This is a genomic window from Syntrophaceae bacterium, from assembly GCA_013177795.1.
Lineage (GTDB): Bacteria > Desulfobacterota > Syntrophia > Syntrophales > UBA2192 > UBA2192.
The window spans coordinates 183050-204675 of sequence record JABLXY010000003.1 but is presented as its reverse complement, the minus strand read 5'-3'; the positions used below and the strand labels follow the sequence as shown (position 1 = coordinate 204675).

Sequence of the window (21626 nt, the reverse complement as noted above, 5' to 3'; positions counted from 1 at the left end):
GTTCACTTTTCGCCCGATTTCAGAAGCCGCAGCCTCTCTAGGACCGATGAGAAGAAAGAAGAAGATCGCCGTCGTCATCCCCAGGTTCGGACTCGTGGGGGGCGCAGAGAATTTCGCAGCCGAGCTGACGGTTCGGACGGCGGTAGACCCCCGCTTCGAGGTACACGTCTTCGCCAACCGCTGGCGCGAGCACGGCCCGGGCATAACGTTCCACCACGTTCCGGTCATCAGGTTCCCCCGTACCCTCGTTACGCCGGGCTTCGCCTGGTTCGCCAACCGCGCTGTGGCGAAGGAGGGCGTCGATCTCATCCACGCCCACGACCGAATCTACGAGGCCGATCTGTTCACCATGCATGGCATCCCCCACCGGCTCTGGGTCCGCGACGTGCGGCAGAAACGCATGAGCCTCTTCGACCGGGCCACCTGCGCCGTGGAATCCCGCCTCGTCGCGAACCCCCGCTGCCGCAGGTTCCTCGCCGTCTCATCGATCACAAAGGAAAAATTCATCGGCGAGCACGGCGTCGAGGAGGGCCGGGTGCTCGTCCTGCCCCCGGGCACGGACGTCTCTCGATTTGAAGGGCTGGACCGGGAGCGCTGCCGGGCCGAACTGCGCCGGTCACTGGGCGCCGATCCATCGATGCTGATTCTTCTTTTCGTGTCCATGAACTTCGAGGTCAAGGGCCTCGATTACGTCATGCAGGGTCTTGCGGCGTTGAAACGCGTTGGGGGATCCCGGGTACCCCTGCTTTTTGTCGTGGGCAGGGGTAACGAGGGGCACTACAGGCGGATGGCCGAAGGGCTCGGGATCGGTGAGCACGTGCGCTTCTCGGGGGTCACGGGACGGGAGAACCTCGATGCCCTCTACGCGGGCAGCGACCTGTTCGCCATGCTGTCGCGCTTCGACACCTTCGGCATGGCCGCGCTCGACGCCATGGCGGCCTCGCTGCCCGTCGTGCTCAGCGGCAACGTGGGTGCGAAGGACCTGGTGCGCAGCGGGGTCAACGGGTTTGTCGTCGACAACCCCGCCGACTCAAAGGCCGTGGCGGAAACGTTTTCCCGGCTACTCGACGCCGAAACCAGGCTCAAGGTAGGGAAGGAGGCCTTTCGGACGGCTTGCGGACAGAGCTGGGACAAGGTGGCCCGGCGGCAGATCGAAATCTACGAGGAGCTTCTTGGGACCTGAAGGCCGCCTGCCTGTCGCACGAATGCACGGCATCCCTGAAAACACCCGGCGACCCGCATGAAAATAATCGGCAAGTCATCCAAATTAAAGAGTTTTCTTATCAGCGACCCCCTGCGCCTATTGAAACCTTTTTTCTTGACTTGCCTCTCCCTGTGGGCTACCCTCTCTTCCGTTGAAACGCAGTATTTACAGCCCCTTCGGACATGCGAAGGGGTTTGATGCATATGGCCGCCGTAAATCTTTCATCGATGGTGTAATCGACAAGGCGGAGCTTTATAAAGATACAGACAGAAAGGCTTTTTTATGGAATTTATCGACCTTGCGTCACAGCAAAAGAGAATTCGCGAGAAGATCGACCGGGGCATCGCGGCGGTGCTGAACCATGGCCAGTACATCATGGGCCCGGAGATTGCCGCAATTGAGACTGAACTGGCCCGGTACACCGGTGTCAAGCATGCCATCTCCTGCGCCTCGGGAACGGACGCCCTGCTCATGGCCCTGATGGCCCGCGGCATCGGGCCCGGGGACGCCGTGCTGACGACGCCCTTCACCTTTATCGCGACGGCCGAGGTCATCAGCCTGTTGGGTGCCACCCCCGTTTTTGTCGACATCGACCCGAAGACCTACAACATCGACCCCGATCTTCTCGAGCGGTGCCTTGCCGCCCTCCGAGGCCGTGATGCAGGCCTGTATCCCCTGCCGCGCACCGAGGGGCTCGAGACCCTATCGCCCAGGGCCGTCATCGCCGTCGATCTCTTCGGCCTTCCCGCCGACTACGGCCGCCTGGAGGACATCGCAAAGCGAAACGGGCTTTTCCTGATCGAGGATGCATGCCAGTCCTTCGGGGCCGAGCTCAACGGCAGGAAGGCCTGTGCGTTCGGGGACGTCGGCTGCACGTCCTTCTTCCCGGCCAAACCGCTGGGCTGCTACGGCGACGGGGGGATGTGCTTCTGCGATGACGCGGGCCTGGCGGAGATCATGCGCTCCATAAGATTACACGGCAAGGGAGACCACAAGTACGAGAACGTCCGGATCGGCATCAACGGGCGCATGGACACGATCCAGGCGGCTGTTCTGCTGGCCAAGTTCAGTATCTTCGAGGAGGAGGTCGGACTTCGACAGGCCGTGGCCAGCCGCTACACCGAGAGTCTGCGTCTTTGCGGGGAGCTTGTGACGCCTTACGTACCGGCCGGATATCAGAGTGTCTGGGCCCAGTACTCGCTGCTGGCGCGGGATGAGGCTCGGCGGGACGCCATCATGAAAAAAATGCAGGCGGCGGGCATCCCGACGGTCATCTACTACCCCAGGCCGCTGCACCTGCAGGGAGCCTTCGCCTTCCTCGGTTACCAGGCGGGGGACTTCCCCGCAAGCGAGGATTGCGCGAGGCGAATCTTCAGCCTCCCCATGCACCCCTATCTGGGCGAGGCGGATCAAGACCGGATCGTTGCGGCGCTGCTCGCTGCAGCAGGGACCTGAACGCACACCCTCCTGAAAAACAGATCAACCGGAGATCCTTCCATGGTTCATGAGAGCATGCCTAAAATCGCCGTGATCGGCGCCGGAGCCTGGGGCCGTAACCTCGTGCGGAACTACCACCAGCTGGGAGCGCTGCACATGGTGTGTGATGCCGACGAAGGAGTGCTGTCCCAGCTCGAAAAGCAATACCCCCTGGCCCGGCCCTGCCTCGCCTACGCCGACGTGCTGTCCGATCCCGCCGTGCGGGGCGTCGTGATCTCAACCCCGGCCGAGACCCATTTCAGACTGGCCAGGGAAGCGCTGCTTTCCGGCAAGCACATCTACGTGGAAAAGCCGCTCGCCCTGAGCGACCGGGAGGGGGAGGAACTGATTGCCCTGGCCGGGGAGAAGGGCCTGACCCTCATGGTGGGGCACCTGTTGCAGTACCACCCTGTCTTCGTGCGGCTCAAGGAACTCGCCGTCTCGGGGTGCCTGGGCCGCATCAACTACATCTACTCCCACCGGCTGAACCTCGGCAAGATCCGCCGCGAGGAGAACGCCCTGTGGTCCTTCGCCCCCCACGACATCTCCATGATCCTCGCGCTGACGGGCGAGGAGCCTGAGACCGTCCAGGCCACGGGCGGCAACTACCTGCACCGCAGGATCGCCGACGTGACCACGACGCACCTGGCCTTCCCGTCGGGCATCCGGGCGCACGTCTTCGTCTCGTGGCTGCACCCCTTCAAGGACCAGAAGCTGGTCGTTGTGGGCGACCGCAAGATGGCCGTTTTCGACGATACCGTGCCCTGGCCCGACAAGCTTCTTCTGTACCACCACGAGATCGTCTGGAAGAACAACGCCCCCGTCCCCGCCAAGGGCGAGCCCGAGCGGGTCGCCGGCATCCCCGAGCAGGAGCCCCTGCGCCTCGAGTGCGAGCACTTCCTCCACTGCATCGCGAACGGGGCCACGCCGGTCACGGACGGACGGGAAGGCCTGCGCGTTCTCAGAGTCCTCAACGCCAGCCAGCACTCCCTCGACCGCAACGGCGCGCAGATCACCCTGCGGGGACGCACCCCCGGGGAGGGATTCCAAGCCGCGGCGCCCGCCGCGCACTTCGTCCACGAAACGGCCGTCATCGACGAGGGCTGCGAAATCGGGGCGGGCACGAAAATCTGGCACTTCTCCCACGTGCTGAAGGGCAGCCGCATCGGAGAGAGCTGCAACATCGGCCAGAACGTGGTCATCGGGCCCGACGTGACGATCGGCAGGGGGTGCAAGATCCAGAACAACGTGAGCGTCTACAAAGGCGTCACCCTGGAGGATGGAGTCTTCTGCGGCCCCTCCATGGTCTTCACCAACATCGTCAACCCCCGTGCGGAGATCTCCAAGATGGACCAGGTCCGGCCGACCCTCGTGAAAAAGGGCGCCACGATCGGGGCCAACGCGACGATCGTCTGCGGGGTCACCGTCGGCGCCTACGCCTTCATCGGCGCGGGGGCGGTCGTGACGAAGGACGTCCCCGATCACGCCCTCTGTGTCGGCAACCCCGCCGTGCAGATCGGCTGGGCCTGCGCGTGCGGGGAGCGGCTGCCGAAGAGGACGGTGTGCAAGGCCTGCGGCAGGAAATACAAGAAAGGAAAAGGCGGGCTCACCGAAGCCTGAAGCGGCGGGCTAGACCTGACCAACGGGAAAGGAACTCTTATCATGTATCGCGGCAAATCCGTGGCGGCGGTCGTCCCGAGCTACAATGAGGAAACCCAGATCGGGAAAGTGATCGAGACGATGCCCGCCTTTGTGGATCATATCGTCATCGTCAATGATGCCAGCAGGGACCGGACGGCCGCCGTCGTCGAGGAATACCAAAAGCATGACGGACGTGTGGTTCTGATCAACCACGAGGTCAACCAGGGTGTCGGAGGGGCGATCGCCACAGGCTACAAATGGGCCCGGGACCGAGGGGCCGACGTCGCCGTCGTAATGGCCGGGGATGGCCAGATGGCCCCGGAGGACTTGCCGAATCTGCTCGACCCTGTCGTGAGCGGCGAGGTGGACTACTCGAAGGGAAACCGTCTGTTCACCGGCGAGGCGTTCAAGGAAATCCCGAAGGTCCGTTACTTCGGAAACGCGGCGCTCTCGTTTCTGACCAAGATCGCGTCCGGCTACTGGCACATAGCTGATTCACAGACGGGGTACACGGCGATCAGCAAGAAAGCCCTGCAAACCATCGACTGGGATCAGATGTACAAGCGATACGGCCAGCCCAACGATCTCCTGGTCCGCCTGAACCTCTATCGGTTCAAGGTGCGGGATGTCCCGGTCAAGCCGGTCTACAACGTCGGGGAAATATCGAGACTCAAGGTTCGGAAAGTCCTTTTCACGATCAGCTGGCTTCTGGTAAAGCTGTTTCTCTGGCGCATGAAGGAGAAGTACATCGTTCGGGATTTTCATCCCCTGATATTCTTTTACATGCTCGGTTTCGTCCTGTTCGGCCTGAGCGGGGTCCTCTTCATCCGGTTGATCTACTTGTGGATCACCCTGGGCTTTGCCCCCGAATTGACGGCGATTGCCTGGATGTTCTCTTTCGGTCTCGGCCTGCAGTGCCTGTTCTTTGCCATGTGGTTCGACATGGAATACAACAAAGACCTGAAGTAACCATGCGGGATTTCACCCTGGCAGCCTACCGCGGGTATGTGGAAGCGATCAAGGAGCGATATCCGACCATCCTTCGTTTCGACGAATACTTTTTAGCCGATCCAAAGCCCGCGAGTTTCTGCCTCCTCAAGCACGATGTCGACCGCAGACCACGCCATGCACTTCGTATGGCTCTGCTGGAACGCGACTTGGATGTCCGGTCGACTTACTATTTCCGGGCGAAACCCCACACGTTCATTCCCGAAGTCATGCGGCAGATCCACAGCCTCGGACACGAAATCGGGTACCATTACGAATCCCTCTCCGATACGGGAGGCGATTTAAACGCTGCCTCCAGCGCATTTGCCGAAACACTGCAGAAGTTTCGGGACATCGTCCCCGTGCGGACGGTCGCCTTCCACGGCCGGCCCCTGAGTCGCTACGACAACCGACTCCTGGTTCGACGACTGCGGCAGCAGGGCGCCTTCGAACCGATGGATCTCTTGGGCGATGCAAATGAGGACATCGATTACGCCGATATCCTCTATCTAAGCGACACGGGAAGGACTTGGGACTCGGAAAAACACAAGCTCCGCGACAGAGTGAATTCGCGTGTCCAGGCGAACATTCTAACGGGGGATGATCTCCTCACCCATATCCGTTACCATCCCCATCCGAGGCTGATCCTTCTGACCCATCCGGAAAGGTGGAGCCACAATCCGTTGGATTGGATTATCCAGGCCCTGAAGGATGGGATGACAAATCTCACAAAGGCTCTGGTTCGCAATTTTCGCCCGGCAGAAAACGCAAAGTCAGGGATAAGCCGGGCTACACCAACCTCAAGGTGAAGGTGCACACATGTGCGGCATATTCGGTTTCGTGACGGGATCAAACGCGACTATGGACGCACCGTTCGCCCGCCGGGTCCTTGAGCGTTTGTTTCTGCTCTCCGAGTCACGGGGAAAAGAATCCTCGGGGATTGCCGTCAAGGATCCTTCGACGCGAACGATTTCCGTCCTGAAGCGTTCGATACCGGCAAGCAAGTTGATCCGGTCACCTGAGTTTGAACGGTACTTTGCCGGGGCAATCACTGGGAATTCCGCTCTCGAGGGTGCTCCGGGAGCCCGGAACCCGCTGGCCGTCATTGCGCACGCCAGGCTCGTCACCGATGGCTCTCAGGAGAACATCGACAACAACCAGCCCGTCATCAAGGACGGCTGCGTCGTCGTGCACAACGGGATCGTCACGAATGTCCAGGCGTTATGGGAAAGCCGACCCGACTTGACACGGCTCTACGGTGTCGATACGGAGATCATCGCCAGCCTTGTCCGGGCAGAAACCCGAAGGGGAAGGTCCCTGCAGGATTCAGTTGTAGCCCTTTTCCAGCAGATGGAGGGTGCCGCTTCGATCGCGATCCTGTTCGACGACCGGGACAAACTTCTCGTAGCGACCAACACGGGTTCCTTTTACTACGCCCACGATCTCACCGCGGAAACCTTCTTTTTCGCCTCGGAGCGGTACATTCTCAAAACGATGCTCAAGGATGTAGCGTGCACGACGATCCCCATCCTGTGGTTGAGACCGGGAAGCGCCATGGTCATAGACATCGCGACGTGCTCGGTGCATTCCTTCTCCCTGAGGGGCGCGACGGACGTTCCCGCAGATTGTTCGACCGCGAAGGAGCAGGACAAGATAGTCGATTACTCCCCGAAAGAAGTGGCGCCGATCCCCTTTGCCCTGAAGTCCGGGAACTACCGCGGAGCGGTCTACGACGGGGAGAGGCGCATGCTGCAGTACAACGTGGAGGAGATCAGCAAGCTGCGCCGCTGCACGCGCTGCATCCTGCCGGAAACCTTTCCATTCATCGAATTCGACTCAGAGGGTGTATGCAACTACTGCCGACATTACGTGCCGAAGAATCAGGGGGGGCGCATCGAGGACTTGAAAGAGATCCTGGCACCCTACCGCAGCCGCAACGGAGAGCCCGACTGCATCGTCGCTTTCAGCGGCGGCCGGGACAGCAGCTACGGCCTTCATTTCATCGTGAAGGAGCTGAACATGACCCCCTTGACCTTCACGTATGATTGGGGGATGATCACGGACCTCGCGAGGCGTAATGTCGCCCGCGTCTGCGGCAAACTCGGCATAGAAAACATCCTCGTGTCCGCTGACATTGCCAGAAAGCGGGAGAACATCCAGAAGAACGTCCACGCCTGGCTGAAACGGCCTCGGCTCGGCATGATCCCCCTCTTCATGGCGGGGGACAAGCACTTCTTCTATTACGTAAACAAGATTCGAAGGGAAACGGGAATCGGCCTCAACATCTGGTGTTCCAACCCTCTCGAGAACACAGACTTCAAGGTTGGCCTCTGTGGTATACGACCGAACTTTGGCAAGAAACGGATCGACTACCTGAGCACAGGCGACAAATTTCGCCTCGCCGCCTATTATTTGGGAAATTTCCTTTGCACGCCGGCTTATATCAATTCTTCCCTCATTGACACCGCGACGTCTTTCTACTCCTATTACGCGGAACCAAGAGCCGAGTTCCACTCGCTCTATGAATACATCCGGTGGGACGAAGATGAGATCAACAGGGTCCTTCGGACCGAGTATAACTGGGAACTGGCGCCGGACACAACGTCGACGTGGCGCATCGGAGACGGCACGGCCGCTTTTTACAACTATTGCTATTACACGATCGCCGGATTCTCGGAAATAGACACGTTTCGGAGCAACCAGATACGCGAGGGTGCCTTGAGTCGCGAGGAGGCGCAAAGGCTTGCCATGGCAGAAAACCGGCCCCGGTACGAATCGATCCGGTGGTATCTGGACACCATCGGCATCGCCTTTGCCGAGGCGATCACGGCGATCAATCAGACGCCGAAACTCTACAGGGGGCGAGGCGATGCGTCCCGGTGCGGTGCCACAGGATCGTCGGCTGAAGAAGGAGATCGGCCTCGATGATACCGATTCTGAGCATGCTGACGATCGGCCTCCTGCCCTCGTTCCTGAAGAAGACCTATTATCGGCTCAAAGGGGCAAAGATAGGAAAGAATGTGCAGTTCGGCTGGCTTTCGGTCATTCGCAGCGAGTCCATCGTCATCGGCGATGACACGAGGATATCCCCTCTGAACTTCATCGACGTCAAAACGCTCAAGCTGGGCAAGCGTGTGGAAATCCACATGCTCGTCGCCATCCGTACCGGGCACCTCGAGATCGATGACGATTCGATCGTCATGGAACAGGTCTTCATCGGCGGGCTGATCACACCGGAGTCGTCCCTCCGGATCGGAAAGCGGGTCAAAGTGTTCCCCTACAGCATTCTCAACCCGACCAAAGCCATCACCATCGGGGACGACTCGGCCGTAGGGTTCTCAAACTACATTTTCACACACGGATCCTGGCAGCCCCTTCTGGACGGTTATCCGGTCACATTCGGGGACGTTCATATTGGGAAGGGGGTATGGCTGCCCCCCCGCGTGCAGATCATGGCCGGGGTCAGTATCGGGGACGGGGCCACGATCGGCGCAGGCTCGCTCGTGAACAAGGATGTCCCGCCGAGAACCTTGGCGGCCGGGGTTCCCGTAAAGATTCTGCGCACCGGCGACGAATACATTCGGCAGTACAGTTTCGAGGAAAAGGATCAGCTGGTCCGGGGCATACTGAAGGAATATGCGCGGTGCCTCGAGTATGGCGGTGCATCGGTCTCAATCGTCGAAGAAAAGGATTCACTGAGCCTGGACTTCGACCGCAACTCGGTTCGGCATCGGCTTGTTTACGCACCGACGTGGACGCAGATCCCCGAGGTCGGCACAGTCATCTCGCTTGCCGCGTTGAGCGATGAGGCCGTCCTCGAACTCAAGCGCAACAGACGTGCATGGTTCGACCTTGAGAAGAGGAAGACCCTCTACCTGCCGGAGCCGACCTGGAAAGAAGTCAGAAATTTCTTTTCGAGGTACGGAGTGCGATTCGACGCCGACTCCTAGGCCCTTATGCCCTGCGCACCCGACCGGGACCGGCCGTCGGCCTGCCCCAGGAGGACTTTCACCTCGGATTCCGCGTTTTCAGCATCATGGTACAAAGAAAACAAGCACGCGTTTGGCTGATTCTGGTTGCCCTGCTCGTCGCCGTCGACGTGTCGGGCACCATGGGGTACTACTGGCTCCACCGGGAGGGAATCTCCTCGGACCGCATGACAGCTCACCGGACTGCCGTGATTCTTTTCAGCGGATTCGACGTCGACGGGAATATCGACGATGAGACGTTGCGGAGAATCCATCACGCCGTCGAGTATGTGAATCAGAAGGACTCGGGCCTCATCCTGTGCTGCGGCGGCGCCCGACCCCAATCCGGCAGCTATGGTTCCTTGTTCATGCGAGACTATTTGCTCCGCCTCGGATACGACCCCGCTTCGGTCGTAGCCGAAACGATCTCCAACAGCACGCACTCGAACATCCGGGGCGCCATAGCCATTTTAAGGGAAAGGAATGTCAGGGAGGCAACCCTGGTCAGTTCACCGATCCATCTGCCGAGAGTCAAACATGTGGCATCCCGGGAAAAGGGAAGCATTGAATTTGATTATTCCGCCTACCCCCTTGACCACGGCAGACCTCCTGCAAGCTTGGCGACGATATACTGCCAGATTCACCACGAATGGGCGGCGTGGCTCGCCGACATGTTGCTACCGGACGGACTGTACACCCACTTGCTGAATCGGCTTCGATCCTGATTCCCCGCCATGAAATTCCTCCAACACAAGCTCACCACTGACATTGCCTGGTCCATGGGCAGCCTTGTTATCCTTGCGGCCAGCGGCATCCTGATCAACCTCATCATCGCGGCCTTCCGCGATGCCTCGGCCCTCGGCGCATTCAATCAGGCCTACGCAATCTACATCGTCGCGTCGCAGATCGCCGTCTTCGGCCTGCATTACTCGGTGCTGCGGCACGCCGCCCTGTACGACCGGGACGCCGAGGAGCGCAGTCGCCTCCTGGTCAACGCCTCGGCATGGTCTCTCCTGCTGGGGGTCAGCGCCGCCGCCATGGTTTTCACCGCCGCACCGCTTTTCGGGTGGATCCTGGACAGCGACTCCGTCAAGGCGGCCACAGCCAATGCCGCTTTGGGGCTGACGCTGTTTCCGCTCAACAAGGTCCTGCTGGGTTACCTCAACGGCCTGCGGCTCATGAAGGCGTTTGCCCTGCTGCAGTCGACGCGATACATCCTCGTCATGCTGTGGGTCACGGCGGTTGCGGCTTCTCCATGGCCCTTTGAAATCTGCACGCTCGGCTTTTTCGTCGCCGAGTCCGTCACCGCGCTTGGGGTGTGCCTTTACCTGAGGCGCTGCGGGATGTTTCCCGTGCTGCGATTCGACTCGGGATGGACGAGGAAACACTTCATTTTCGGCGGCAAAAGTCTCCTTTCGGGCATTTTCGTCGAGTTGAACTCCCGCATCGATGTCCTGCTCGTCGGGCTGTTCCTGCCCGACCGGGAAGTGGGGATCTACAGCTTCGCCGCCATGCTGGTCGACGGGCTGTTCCATGTGCTGGCATTCGTACGGATCAACTACAATCCGGTTCTGGTCGGCTACATCCGGGACAGGGAGTGGGAAGGTGCACGGAAGCTTCTCCGCCAGACCCGAACGTATCTCCTGCCTTCAGCCGCCGGTGTGGCCTTGTGCGTCGCCGCGGCATTCTGGGTCCTGACGACCTACTTCGTGCCGGGAAAGGATCTCCACCTGGGCCTTGTCCCCCTGAGCATCCTTCTCGCGGGATTGACGATTATTTCCGCCTTTATACCCTTCGACAACCTGATGTTGGTGAGCGGCCATCCCGGTCTGCAGACACTGCAGCATCTCACACTCGTGGTGAGCAGCATTGGGTTCAACATTGCGTTGATCCCCCTTCTGGGAATCAGCGGTGCCGCCTTCGGGACTGCCCTCGGTTATGTGTTTGGCGTCTCGGCCCTGCTATGCCTCGCAAACCGGATGCTGGGATGGAACCTCCTGACCAACCGGATTCGAGTACAATCATGACTCTGCAGGCCTGTCGTGTCCCCGCAACCCGAATGAGAAACAGGGCATGAGTTCCCATGAGTGACATTCCGCTGAGCGCGTGGGGTTGGATGCTGGCGGCCATGCTCGCCTCGAGCGGGGCGGGGCTGGCGCTGGCGCGGCTTGTCCCCTGGTCGGACGCGGCCCGGCAAGCCGGCATCCCGCGCGCCTTCGCCTTTGCGATTGCACCTTTTCTGCTCGGTATGCTTGCGGTCATCGCCCTCGGGGTTTTTCGCGGGGCGAGTCATGCCTTTCACCTCGGAGTGGTTTTTACCGGGCAGCTCCTGCTGTGTTCGACCGTGACCTTTTCCCGCCCTCTTCCTAAGATTGAGCGTCCGGGCACGCCCACTCCCATCGGACGATGGGAATGGGTCTTTGCCGGCTTGTTAACGGTCTGGATTGTGGCCTTGATGGCCAATACGGCATTTCTGCCCCTGATCCAGAATGACTCTCTGGAATATGCGACGGTCGGGCGATTGCTCTTCGAGACCCGTGACCTGCTGTCCTATCCCGCGATTCAGCCTGAATTGAGCAATTCAGGTTTTTACGGCCCCTGGACGCACCCACCGCTTTATGCGGCGCTCATTTATCTTTTTTATGTTTTCCAGGGGCAAGCGGAGTTGCCCGGGTTGATACGATGGATTGCCCCGTGGTTTGCACTGGCGGCGACCGGCGTGGTGTTCGCATTGGGCAATCTGTCCAGTCGCCTGCTGGGTATTCTATCTGCCCTCGTTTTCATTTCTGTTCCTCTTTTTTTCCTGGGAGCGGGTTCTGCCCTCATCGATCCCCTGCCTGTGCTCGGGCTGACGCTCCTGTATGCCTCCATTGTCGGGATTGACGGGTCTCCGTTTCAGCGCGGATTGATACAGGGGCTTGCTCTTGGGATATCGCTCTGGACACACTCGCAGGCCGTCTTATTCATCCCTTTGGGGATTGTTGCGGCTGCTTTGTTTCGCGGCTGGAGCAATTGGACCTCACTGATGCGGCAACTCGGCACGATGATCGTTGTCGCGTTGCCGCTTGCCGCATGGCCGTACGTTCGCAATCTCCTGTTGTATGGCTCTCTCATCAGCGATACCCCTCTCGTCTTCTCCATGAAGGAATTGGCATGGGATGAGTACTTTCGCATGTCCCGGGGCATTGATTCGTGGCTGGAGAGAGTGCAGTACGGGGTTTTCAAAGGCTGGTTTGCATTCGAGGCCTATTCCATCTCGTTCTGGTTGATGGCCTGGGGTGGGGTGCTTTATGTCAGGCGGTTTTTTGTTGAAGCCAAAGGTCATGCTGTTCTCCGCGGGGACGTAACCAGCGTGCCGGAGCGATGGCAGTTCGCAGCCATGGGGATCGTGCTCTGCTACCTCGGCGGGGTCATCCTCTCGATCCTGATGGGAATCGACTTGATGATCCGGAACGAGCGATATTGGTTGGTTCTGGTGCCCTTTGTGGCGATTTTTGCAGGCGCAGGGGTCGCACAGAGCATATCCGCATCCGGGGGAAAAACGGCGCCGGCTCGCAAATCACTTTTTTCCAGATTGATTACTCCCTTCATCGCACTTTGTTTTGTCTTACAAGCGGCAGCCACCATTCTGCTCTACAATTGGGCACCCTACCTGAAATTCAAATCCTATCTGCCCATTGATGCGAGGGATTTTGAATTGCCGGGGAAATTCATGGACAACCGCCTGGCCATTGATGCGGAAGATTTTGAATTGCTGGGGAAATTCATGGACAACGGCGGGATATCCAGCGTCCTCCGTCGGGTGAACCGCCATGAAATCGTTGTGGGGGGACATTCCTCAGCGACAGGAAGACCTTACGACCATAGAGCTACGATCCGCATCACGCACAGCAATGAAGGCAGTGACAAGTTGCTTCTGTGGCCGCATATCCAGGTCATGAAATACCTTCGTGACCGCGTGCTTCCCTCGTCAACGGTGCTGTCATTCAGACCTGCCGACATGTATTACTCGGAAAGACGCATGATCAGTTGCTACGACCCTCGCCTTCTCCCCTTCTATCGCGAGCACAATGCATTCGAGGCTTGGACATACCTGAAGAAGTTGGGTGTTGATTATCTGCATATTCCCGATTACTACAACCCGACCATCTACAACTCTGTCGTGCAGGAAATCCTCTCGAGGCATGATCTTTCGACGCTGGTTTTTTCGGCGGACGGCACCCAAATTTACAAGCTAACCCAGACAAGCAACAAGGCCGATGGTGTGATGTTCGACCTGACACCCGGGCGCTTTCCCTGGACGAAGGTTGTCACCTTGACCGGCGGACGTAAAGCTTTGGGCCGTTTCAGCGAAATCACACCGACGGTCGCAATGACCAACAAGCCGCTGCCGGACACGGGGCTCCCCCTGTTCCAGCGCGACTGGTCAACGATATGGACATCCGGCATCGGCGCATGGAACCAATCGATTGCGACAGAGGTTAACGTGCCGGTTCTCGGTGCCCGCGAATACAGACTGGAAATGGATTTGGAAGGGCATGCTCTCGTCCGGGTGTGGCTCATGCAAATGGACGGAAAAGGAACTGTCCTGAGGGGGGAGTATCCCCTTTCTGCCGCACAGATGCGGATCGGTGAACTCATTCTGGGGCCGACGTACCCCGAGAGGCGTTTCACCCGGCGTTTCGTGACTCACCCGGAAGCGGCTTATATCCGAGTGGGCGTCGAACATGTCGGAAGTTCGAGGATGCGCATCGTCGAGGCAAAGCTCACGCCGATCATCGAGAAAAAACATTCGTCACGCAGATGATCGGCAACGGCATACCGCAACAAGAGCCGGAGGAATCACACCTGTCGCGGTCTAACTCGAACAGGCGTGCGTACGTTGCAGGAATGGCCATGGCTGCCCCGTTCGCTGCGGCAACGCTGCCCTATCCATGGCTGCTGCTGTCCCTTGTCGCCGGCATTCCCTTCGTGTTCCATCTCGCCCGTTACGGGGTCCATTTCCCGAAGGTCCAGCGTGTGCCGGCGATTGTGTGGACTGTGCTGCTCCTGGGCCTTTTTCACCTGTACGGTCTTTGGTCGGGACCGACTCCTTTCTGGACGCGCGTTGTCGTCGACATGGGTATCGTCGCCTTGGGCGTCGGCGTATTTCTCCTGGGGCGGGCGGAAACGGACGCTTCGGGCAATGAAATGCTGGAGGGATTCTTTGCTGCCTTGATCCCGTTTGTGTTCGTGACGGCGGTGGTCGGTTTGGTCAAGGCTGCACTGCTCGAGCGGGGCATTCTGGTGGGATTTGTCTACGCGCTCTACCCGGAGCAGTATCCGACGGGCTCCAGCCTGAGAGGAGACATCAACCTTTTCGGGCTTTCCATGCTTGTTGCCGGTCTGGGGCTGGTGGCAAACAGTTTCGACCGGAATGGTTCCCCCAAGAGGACTGTTTTCCGGATTCTGGCTCTGGCCCTGATTGTTTCGGCCGGTCTGCTCACGGAGTCGAGACGCTTCCTGATCCTTTCCCTTCTCATTCCGACCCTGTGGCTGGCATTGACCTTCATGCTCGTCCCGAGACGCCGGTTCGTCGTAAAAGTGCTGCTGCCGGTTGCCGGTTTGCTTTGCGCCATTGGGGCCCTGTTCTGGATCATTCAGAGTCCGGCGCCGTTCCAGAAGGTTACCGTGATGCACTTTCCCGGCATACCGCAAGACGGCGCAGCCGGAAAAATGGAGGCCGCTTCTGCGCCGCCGGAAGAAAATCCCGCGCGACCTGGCATCACCGTCCGGCAGACCGACCCTGCAACGATCTACAGGTTGCTCGGCACCATGGCGGCAAATCAGGCGTACGGGTTTGAGTCGCGCGCAGAAAAATGGCGGCTGGGAGCAAGTCTTCTCGAGGAACGCGCCTGGCTTGGAGGAATCGGATTTGCCTATCACCGGACCTTTTCCTGCCGGTTCGCAGCTTGCGGCTCCCTGGATTACCCGCACTTCCCGATCCTGTCGGAATGGCTGGTGAGCGGAATTGCGGGAGCGGTCGCGGCCGTTGCGATCTACGTTCTTCTTTTTCGGTCCATCTGGCGTTCAGGATGGGACGGCTGGAAGTCCGGCTCCAGCGCTCTCGCCGTGGCCGTCTTGCCCTATTCACTGCTTTCGGGAGACACGCTCTTTTCGATTCCCCAATTCATCATCATCTGCCTGCTTGCGCAGAGCCAAGCCGTGTCAGGCGCACCTGCCATTGGGCATGACCGGGAGCGGTGATTTCTGCTCACACCTGTGACCTCCCTCTGTCCAAACACATGAACATGCCTGCAAAACGGATATTTGACCTTGCTGCGGGCGTCGCTGCCTTGCTCGCCCTGTCCCCGGTTATGCTGATCATCGCTGCGCTGGTCCGTCTTTTTCTCGGCTCGCCGGTGCTCTTCCGACAGGAGCGCCCCGGGCTGCATGGGCGCCCTTTTATGCTCGTGAAGTTCCGGACCATGACCGACGAGATGGACGCCGGGGGGCGCCCGCTGCCCGATGCAGACCGGTTGACCCGGTTCGGCAGGTTTCTGCGCTCCACGAGCCTCGACGAGTTGCCCGAGTTCTGGAATGTCCTGAAGGGTGACATGAGCCTGGTCGGTCCCCGGCCGTTGCTCACGGAGTACCTTCCCCTCTATAACGCCCGGCAGGCCAGGCGGCACGAGGTGAAGCCCGGTCTCACCGGCTGGGCGCAGGTGAACGGGCGCAACGCCTTGACATGGGAAGACCGGCTGGAGATGGATGTCTGGTATGTGGAAAACCGGTCGATGCTGCTGGACCTGAAAATCCTTTGGAGGACAATCCGGATCGTGTTACACCGTGAAGGAATCAGCCATCAGGGCAGCGCGACCATGGAAAGATTCACGGGCAGTACGCAGGCGGGGCAGGGATAGATGAAAAAGGCAAGATTGCTGATCCTCGGCGCCAGCGGCCACGGGAAAGTTGCAGGGGACTGTGCGCGGGCTGCGGGTCTCTGGTCCGAACTCGTTTTCTTCGACGACCGGTGGCCGGACCTCAACACCTGCGGACCCTGGCCGGTATGCGGCACAGGGGAGGCCCTTTTCGCACAGATTCGGCCGGAGGACCAGGCCTTTGTGGCGATCGGCCATGCGGAGACGAGGATCAAACTGCTGCATCGGATGGCTTCGGCCGGTCTCGACATAGGGACGGTCATCCACCCATCGGCCGCCGTGAGCGCCGGGGCAATCGTGGAAGCCGGATGCCTGGTCGCGGCGGGCGCGGTGGTCAACATCGGCGCCCGCGTCGGCCTCGGCTGCATCGTCAACACCGGTGCTACGGTGGACCACGACTGCATCCTTGCCGAGGGCGTGCACGTCTGCCCCGGGGCACATCTGGCCGGCGATGTGCGCATCGGCAGGGGAACCTGGGTCGGCATTGGAAGCGTCGTATGCCAGGGCATCCGGATCGGGCAGGGAGCCCTGATCGGAGCCGGTTCCGCAGTCGTGGACCCCGTGGCAGACTGGCAGACCGTTGCGGGCGTGCCCGCGCGGCCGCTGGGCACAAAGAACCCCTGACCGAGGAACACGATGCTGGACACCCCTTTCACGCCCTGGCCGGAGTTCACGAAGGAAGAGGCCGATGCCGTCGCGCGGGTGCTGCTTTCCAACCGTGTGAACTATTGGACGGGGACCGAATGCCGGGAATTCGAGCGGGAGTTTGCTGCCTGGGCGGGCTGCGCGCACGCCGTCGCCCTGGCAAACGGGACGGTGGCCCTGGATCTGGCCCTCCACGTGCTGGGCATCGGGCCCGGCGATGATGTGGTGGTGACGCCGCGGACCTTCATTGCCTCTGTTTCCTGCGTGGTCAATGCCGGGGCGCGGCCTGTCTTTGCCGACGTGGACCGGGACAGCCAGAACATCACAGCCGAATCGATACGTGCCGTGCTCACGCCCCGGACGCGCGCCGTGATCTGCGTTCACCTGGCGGGGATGCCCTGCGACATGGACCCGATCCTGAAGCTGGCCGCGGAAAAGGGCCTTTTCATCATCGAGGACTGCGCCCAGGCCCACGGGGCCCGCTACAAGGGGCGGCCGGTGGGGGCAATCGGCGACCTGGGCGCCTGGTCGTTTTGCCAGGACAAGATCATCACGACGGGCGGCGAGGGGGGAATGCTGACCACGAACCGCCGGGAGTGGTGGGAAAAGGCCTGGTCCTACAAGGACCATGGAAAGTCCTGGGAAGCCGTTTATCGCCAGCAGCACCCTCCCGGCTTCCGGTGGCTGCACGAGACCATCGGCACCAACTGGAGGCTCACGGAGATGCAGGCCGCCATCGGGCGCATCCAGCTCAAGCGGATGCCCGAGTGGCATGCAGTCCGAACCCGACATGCCGAGGTGATCCGCGCGGCGGCCCGGGCTTTACCCGCACTGCGGGTCCCCGCTCTGCCCGAGGACACGGTTCACGCCTGGTACAAGTGCTATCTCTTCGTTCGTCCGGAGCGGCTCCGCTCCGGCTGGAGCCGCGACCGAATCCTGGAAGAGATCAACCGCAGGGGTGTGCCGTGCTACACCGGGATCTGCCCCGAGGTGTACCTGGAAAAGGCCTTCGACAAGGGCGATTCACGGCCGCGGGAGCGCCTGCCGGCTGCAAAGGAGCTGGGGGAGACGAGCCTGATGTTCCTCGTCCACCCGACGCTCACGCGCGAAGAGATAGAAAAGACCTGCCGCGTCCTGACCGAGGTCCTCGAGTCAGCCTCGGCACAAACCCGGAACTGAAGAAGGCCGCTACGTGAAACACCTGATCCGAAGCGCGCATTTTTACCTGCTCGTCGGCCTCGATGCCCTCCTCGTCGCCGTCGCATACCTTTCGGCGTATGCACTCCGCTTCGAGGGCGATATCCCGCCCTGGCAGTGGGAGAACATCGAAAAAACCCTGCCCCATCTTCTTGTCGTGAAGTTGGTCGCTTTCCACTTCTTCGGCCTCTATCGGGGTTTGTGGAGATACACGAGCATCGTCGATCTGCAGAACGTCATCAAGGCCTCGTCCGCAGCCACGGCGGTCGCAGCCCTGGCGATCCTCTTCCTCTTCCGCTTTGAGGGTTTTTCCCGCTCGGTCTTCATCCTGGACTGGGGGCTGACCATTTTTCTGGTCGGAGGGGTACGGATCGCCGCAAGGGTCTTCACGACCAACCACGTCGGCGATCTTTTTTCCCTCCGCAGAAACAGCGATTCTAAAAGGAAGGCCCGGAAGCGTCTTCTCATCATCGGGGCGGGCGATGCGGGGGAAAAATTCCTCCGCGAGATCCTCGACAACCCCCGCGTCCACTACGAGCCCGTCGGTTTCCTTGACGACGACCCCCGGAAGGCGGGAAAGGCGATTCACGGGATCCCTGTCCTCGGCACCGTCGGCGACATCGAGGATCTCCCTGTCGCCTACGACGAGATCCTCATCGCAATCCCCTCGGCGCGGGGCGACGTGATGCGGCGCGTCGTCGAGGCCTGCGAAAAAACAGGCAAGCGGTACCGGACCATCCCCAAGATCGGAGAGCTGATCGAGGGCCGGATCACCGTCAACACGATCCGGGAGGTCTCGATGGAGGACCTCATCGGCCGGGAGAAGGTCGAGCTCGACGTGAACCGGATCGCGGCGTTTCTGCGCGGCAAGCGGGTCCTGATCACGGGGGCGGGCGGATCCATCGGCTCGGAACTCGTCCGCCAGATCGGCCCGTACCGTCCCGAGTCCCTGATCCTGATGGACTTCAGCGAATACAACCTCTACCGGATCGAGCTGGACTGCCGCCGGCGAAGGCTCGACACGACCGTGGAGGCATGCCTGGCTGACATCCGGGACCGGGAGCTGATGATGCGGGTCTTTGCGCGCCACAAGCCGCACGTCGTGTTCCACGCCGCGGCCTACAAGCACGTGCCCATGCAGGAGCTCCATCCCGGAGAGGCCGTAAAGACGAACGTCCTGGGCACGAGAAACGTCGTCGAGGCGGCCCGGCAGAACGGGGTCACGCACTTCGTCCTCGTGTCGACGGACAAGGCCGTGCGTCCGACAAACGTCATGGGGGCCTCGAAACGCGTCGCCGAGATGATCGTCCAGAGCGCCGACAGGGCCGGGGAGACTCGCTTCATGGCCGTCCGCTTCGGAAACGTGATCGGCAGCTCCGGATCCGTGATCCCCCTGTTTCAGCAGCAGATCGCGCAGGGGGGGCCTGTCACGGTGACGCACCCCGAGATCACGCGCTACTTCATGTCGATCCCGGAGGCGGCGCAGCTGATCCTCCAGGCGGGCGCCATGGGAGAGGGCGGGGAGATCTTCATCCTCGACATGGGGGAGCCCGTCCGCATCGCTGACATGGCAAGGGACCTCATCCGGCTCAACGGCCTGGAGCCGGACCGGGATATTGCCATCGAGTTCATCGGGTTGAGGCCGGGGGAGAAACTCTACGAGGAGCTCATCACCGTGGGCGAGGGGATCGTGCCCACGGGGCACAGCAAGGTGCTGGTCCTGCGGGGAACGCCAGGCGACGGGGAGACGCTGAACGCGTCAATCGACCGCCTGGGAGACATCGCCAGGGGTCAGGATACGGACCGGCTGAAGGAGGCGCTCAAGGAGCTCATCCCGGAGTACGAGCGGTCCTGAACCGCGGAATCACGGGGCAAGGAAAAGCGGACTTTCCGGCCGTCAGAGACGCTTGAACAGCACGATCCGGCCCGTGTCCCTGTGGAACCACTCGCCGGCAATGCGGAAATCGCGGGGATCGAAAATCTTGAGCAGGTCGAATTGCCGTGTCGGCCAGTTCTTCTCCTCCCAGACGACGTAACGCGCGCCGCGGGCATCGACCGTTTTCACGAATTCGGCATAGCTGTTCCCGACAAGTTTGGCGGGGGATATCCCGGCAAGATAGTCCTCGTCGGGACAGGAAAGTGCCGGGACGTCCAGGTTGCTGTACAGAAAGACCCAGCGCATGGACGTGCCGATCGAGAGAATGCCGACGGTCCGTTCGTTTCCCTCTTCCTTTGCGATACGCGTCCCGATCTCCTTGAACACCGCCTTGTCTTTCTCATGAAAGACAAGCTGCTTCGGTACGGCAAGAAGCACGATGAGCAGGGCGCACAGGCTGACCGCCGCCGCGTCCTTCATGCTCCATCGCCGCTGAAGGAGCGAGAGGATTCTTTCCAGGCCGAAGCCCAGGAACAGGAAGGACGGCAGGATGATGAGGGCCAGATACCGATTCTCCATGGTCCAGGTCCGCATGGCATAGAGGTAGAGAAGAACGAAGCCGCAGGCGACCAGTGCGGCGAAATATCCCGCGAGACCGGCGGGGCGCCACTTCCTGAAGTCGAAGAGCCCGACCAGGAACAGGGCCGCAAAGGGGTAGAAGAAGGCCTCGGCCGTGCTCTGCAACAGAACCCCAAGTCCCAGCAGCCACAGCAGGCTGCGGACGCTCTCGAAAAACTGAAACGTAAAGCCTTCCGGCGGGCGCTGAATCATGGCCGCCAGATTCACCCGCAGTTCTTGGTAGGTGTACCATGCCGCCATGAACCTCTCGGGGATCTCGTCGATGCGGAACCAGTAGATGCCCCGCGAAGACAGGGCCGCCAGGACCAGGACGATCCCGACGCCCGCGAGGAAGGGGGCCAGGAAGGCCATCAGATTTTTCCACCTCCCCGCCGTCCCCCGGATGACCAGGTACAGGACGGTCACGGCCAGGTACAGCACGGCTTCGATCCGGTTCCACGCCGCCAGCGTAAAGGCGATGCCGGCTAAAGAGAAATACCAGAGCTTCTCCCGCTTCACGGCGGCCGCGAAGAAGTAAAGACCGCAGGCCGAGAAAAACCAGTAGGCCGGGTCGCGGCCGACGTCGACGCCGGCGCTCACGAAGACGTGCATGACGGCGAAGAGCAGCGTCACGAGGCAGCTGGTGCGGAAGGAAAAGAAGAGACGCGCGAGGCCGTACAGCGGGATGAGGGTCAGCGTGCCGAACAGGATCGAGGCCGCCCGCATCGAGACGATCCAGTCGCGGGTGAGGAAGTAGATGCCGGCCGTGACGATCGGGTGGGCCGTGACGGACTTGATGCTGCAGGCGTTGACGGAGGACCACAGCCCGAGGTAGAGGGCCTTGGCCTGGTAGAGATACACCGCCGCGTCGGTGTTGACGACGGCCGTCAGAAGCGCCCGCGCCACGCGAAGGGCAAGGGCACCAAGGAGAATGAACGCGACGATGGTCCGCTCGTCGAACCGGCCGAAGGCGGTCCCCAGGCGCTCCATCGCAGAGTTGAACGCGCTCGAGTTCATCATCCCTCTCCCGACAGGGCACCCCCTGTCGCCCGTCGAAGGCACAGATACCACAAAATTCCCCTGAAGTCACCTGT

16 protein-coding genes are annotated in these 21626 nt (G+C 60.7%); 15 read left to right on the top strand and 1 reads right to left on the bottom strand.

Annotation, left to right across the window (positions count from 1 at the left end; translation table 11 throughout):
- Positions 1-46 precede the first annotated feature (46 nt).
- From HPY67_10830 to HPY67_10760, 15 genes are all read left to right on the top strand, one after another.
- Positions 47-1183 (top strand): glycosyltransferase family 4 protein, encoded by a 1137-nt coding sequence (locus tag HPY67_10830; GenBank protein NPV05213.1) that lies wholly within the window; start codon positions 47-49, stop codon positions 1181-1183.
- Between the two features lie 303 nt (positions 1184-1486).
- Positions 1487-2659: a DegT/DnrJ/EryC1/StrS family aminotransferase gene (locus HPY67_10825; GenBank protein NPV05212.1), complete on the top strand. Its 1173-nt coding sequence runs from the start codon at positions 1487-1489 to the stop codon at positions 2657-2659.
- 57 nt (positions 2660-2716) lie between these two features.
- Positions 2717-4300, top strand: coding sequence for a Gfo/Idh/MocA family oxidoreductase (locus HPY67_10820; protein ID NPV05211.1), 1584 nt, complete (start codon positions 2717-2719; stop codon positions 4298-4300).
- 42 nt (positions 4301-4342) lie between these two features.
- Positions 4343-5290: a glycosyltransferase family 2 protein gene (locus HPY67_10815; protein ID NPV05210.1), complete on the top strand. Its 948-nt coding sequence runs from the start codon at positions 4343-4345 to the stop codon at positions 5288-5290.
- Between the two features lie 2 nt (positions 5291-5292).
- A complete protein-coding gene (locus HPY67_10810) occupies positions 5293-6117 on the top strand; it encodes a hypothetical protein (GenBank protein NPV05209.1) in 825 nt (274 codons plus the stop codon).
- Positions 6118-6127: 10 nt separating this feature from the next.
- Positions 6128-8236: a hypothetical protein gene (locus HPY67_10805; GenBank protein NPV05208.1), complete on the top strand. Its 2109-nt coding sequence runs from the start codon at positions 6128-6130 to the stop codon at positions 8234-8236.
- A gap of 14 nt (positions 8237-8250) precedes the next feature.
- Positions 8251-9258, top strand: coding sequence for a hypothetical protein (locus tag HPY67_10800; GenBank protein ID NPV05207.1), 1008 nt, complete (start codon positions 8251-8253; stop codon positions 9256-9258).
- Positions 9259-9419: 161 nt separating this feature from the next.
- Positions 9420-10001, top strand: a complete 582-nt coding sequence (locus tag HPY67_10795; GenBank protein NPV05206.1) for a YdcF family protein — start codon at positions 9420-9422, stop codon at positions 9999-10001.
- 9 nt (positions 10002-10010) lie between these two features.
- Positions 10011-11303, top strand: a complete 1293-nt coding sequence (locus tag HPY67_10790) for an oligosaccharide flippase family protein (protein ID NPV05205.1) — start codon at positions 10011-10013, stop codon at positions 11301-11303.
- Positions 11304-11359: 56 nt separating this feature from the next.
- Positions 11360-14083, top strand: coding sequence for a hypothetical protein (locus tag HPY67_10785; protein ID NPV05204.1), 2724 nt, complete (start codon positions 11360-11362; stop codon positions 14081-14083).
- 89 nt (positions 14084-14172) lie between these two features.
- Complete coding sequence (locus HPY67_10780) at positions 14173-15522, top strand: hypothetical protein (GenBank protein NPV05203.1); 1350 nt, start codon at positions 14173-14175, stop codon at positions 15520-15522.
- A gap of 44 nt (positions 15523-15566) precedes the next feature.
- The gene (locus tag HPY67_10775; protein NPV05202.1) at positions 15567-16178 is read left to right on the top strand and encodes a sugar transferase; all 612 of its coding nucleotides are present in this window, start codon (positions 15567-15569) and stop codon (positions 16176-16178) included.
- Complete coding sequence (locus HPY67_10770; protein ID NPV05201.1) at positions 16179-16820, top strand: acetyltransferase; 642 nt, start codon at positions 16179-16181, stop codon at positions 16818-16820.
- A gap of 12 nt (positions 16821-16832) precedes the next feature.
- Complete coding sequence (locus tag HPY67_10765; GenBank protein NPV05200.1) at positions 16833-18020, top strand: DegT/DnrJ/EryC1/StrS aminotransferase family protein; 1188 nt, start codon at positions 16833-16835, stop codon at positions 18018-18020.
- 25 nt (positions 18021-18045) lie between these two features.
- Positions 18046-19893 carry a polysaccharide biosynthesis protein gene (locus tag HPY67_10760; protein ID NPV05199.1) on the top strand — a complete coding sequence of 616 codons (1848 nt, stop codon included), beginning with the start codon at positions 18046-18048 and terminating at the stop codon, positions 19891-19893.
- Between the two features lie 42 nt (positions 19894-19935).
- On the opposite strand, the gene HPY67_10755 is transcribed toward HPY67_10760, so the two are convergent.
- Positions 19936-21549, bottom strand: coding sequence for a hypothetical protein (locus HPY67_10755; GenBank protein NPV05198.1), 1614 nt, complete (start codon positions 21547-21549; stop codon positions 19936-19938).
- Positions 21550-21626: the final 77 nt, after the last annotated feature.

What these genes read in the sequence shown, in the direction of transcription:
- HPY67_10830 (NPV05213.1), top strand. Translation starts at nt 47, where the DNA reads ATGAGAAGAAAGAAGAAGATCGCCGTCGTCATCCCCAGGTTCGGACTC.
- HPY67_10825 (NPV05212.1), top strand. Translation starts at nt 1,487, where the DNA reads ATGGAATTTATCGACCTTGCGTCACAGCAAAAGAGAATTCGCGAGAAG.
- HPY67_10820 (NPV05211.1), top strand. Translation starts at nt 2,717, where the DNA reads ATGCCTAAAATCGCCGTGATCGGCGCCGGAGCCTGGGGCCGTAACCTC.
- HPY67_10815 (NPV05210.1), top strand. Translation starts at nt 4,343, where the DNA reads ATGTATCGCGGCAAATCCGTGGCGGCGGTCGTCCCGAGCTACAATGAG.
- HPY67_10810 (NPV05209.1), top strand. Translation starts at nt 5,293, where the DNA reads ATGCGGGATTTCACCCTGGCAGCCTACCGCGGGTATGTGGAAGCGATC.
- HPY67_10805 (NPV05208.1), top strand. Translation starts at nt 6,128, where the DNA reads ATGTGCGGCATATTCGGTTTCGTGACGGGATCAAACGCGACTATGGAC.
- HPY67_10800 (NPV05207.1), top strand. Translation starts at nt 8,251, where the DNA reads ATGCTGACGATCGGCCTCCTGCCCTCGTTCCTGAAGAAGACCTATTAT.
- HPY67_10795 (NPV05206.1), top strand. Translation starts at nt 9,420, where the DNA reads ATGGGGTACTACTGGCTCCACCGGGAGGGAATCTCCTCGGACCGCATG.
- HPY67_10790 (NPV05205.1), top strand. Translation starts at nt 10,011, where the DNA reads ATGAAATTCCTCCAACACAAGCTCACCACTGACATTGCCTGGTCCATG.
- HPY67_10785 (NPV05204.1), top strand. Translation starts at nt 11,360, where the DNA reads ATGAGTGACATTCCGCTGAGCGCGTGGGGTTGGATGCTGGCGGCCATG.
- HPY67_10780 (NPV05203.1), top strand. Translation starts at nt 14,173, where the DNA reads ATGGCTGCCCCGTTCGCTGCGGCAACGCTGCCCTATCCATGGCTGCTG.
- HPY67_10775 (NPV05202.1), top strand. Translation starts at nt 15,567, where the DNA reads ATGCCTGCAAAACGGATATTTGACCTTGCTGCGGGCGTCGCTGCCTTG.
- HPY67_10770 (NPV05201.1), top strand. Translation starts at nt 16,179, where the DNA reads ATGAAAAAGGCAAGATTGCTGATCCTCGGCGCCAGCGGCCACGGGAAA.
- HPY67_10765 (NPV05200.1), top strand. Translation starts at nt 16,833, where the DNA reads ATGCTGGACACCCCTTTCACGCCCTGGCCGGAGTTCACGAAGGAAGAG.
- HPY67_10755 (NPV05198.1), bottom strand. Translation starts at nt 21,549, where the DNA reads ATGAACTCGAGCGCGTTCAACTCTGCGATGGAGCGCCTGGGGACCGCC.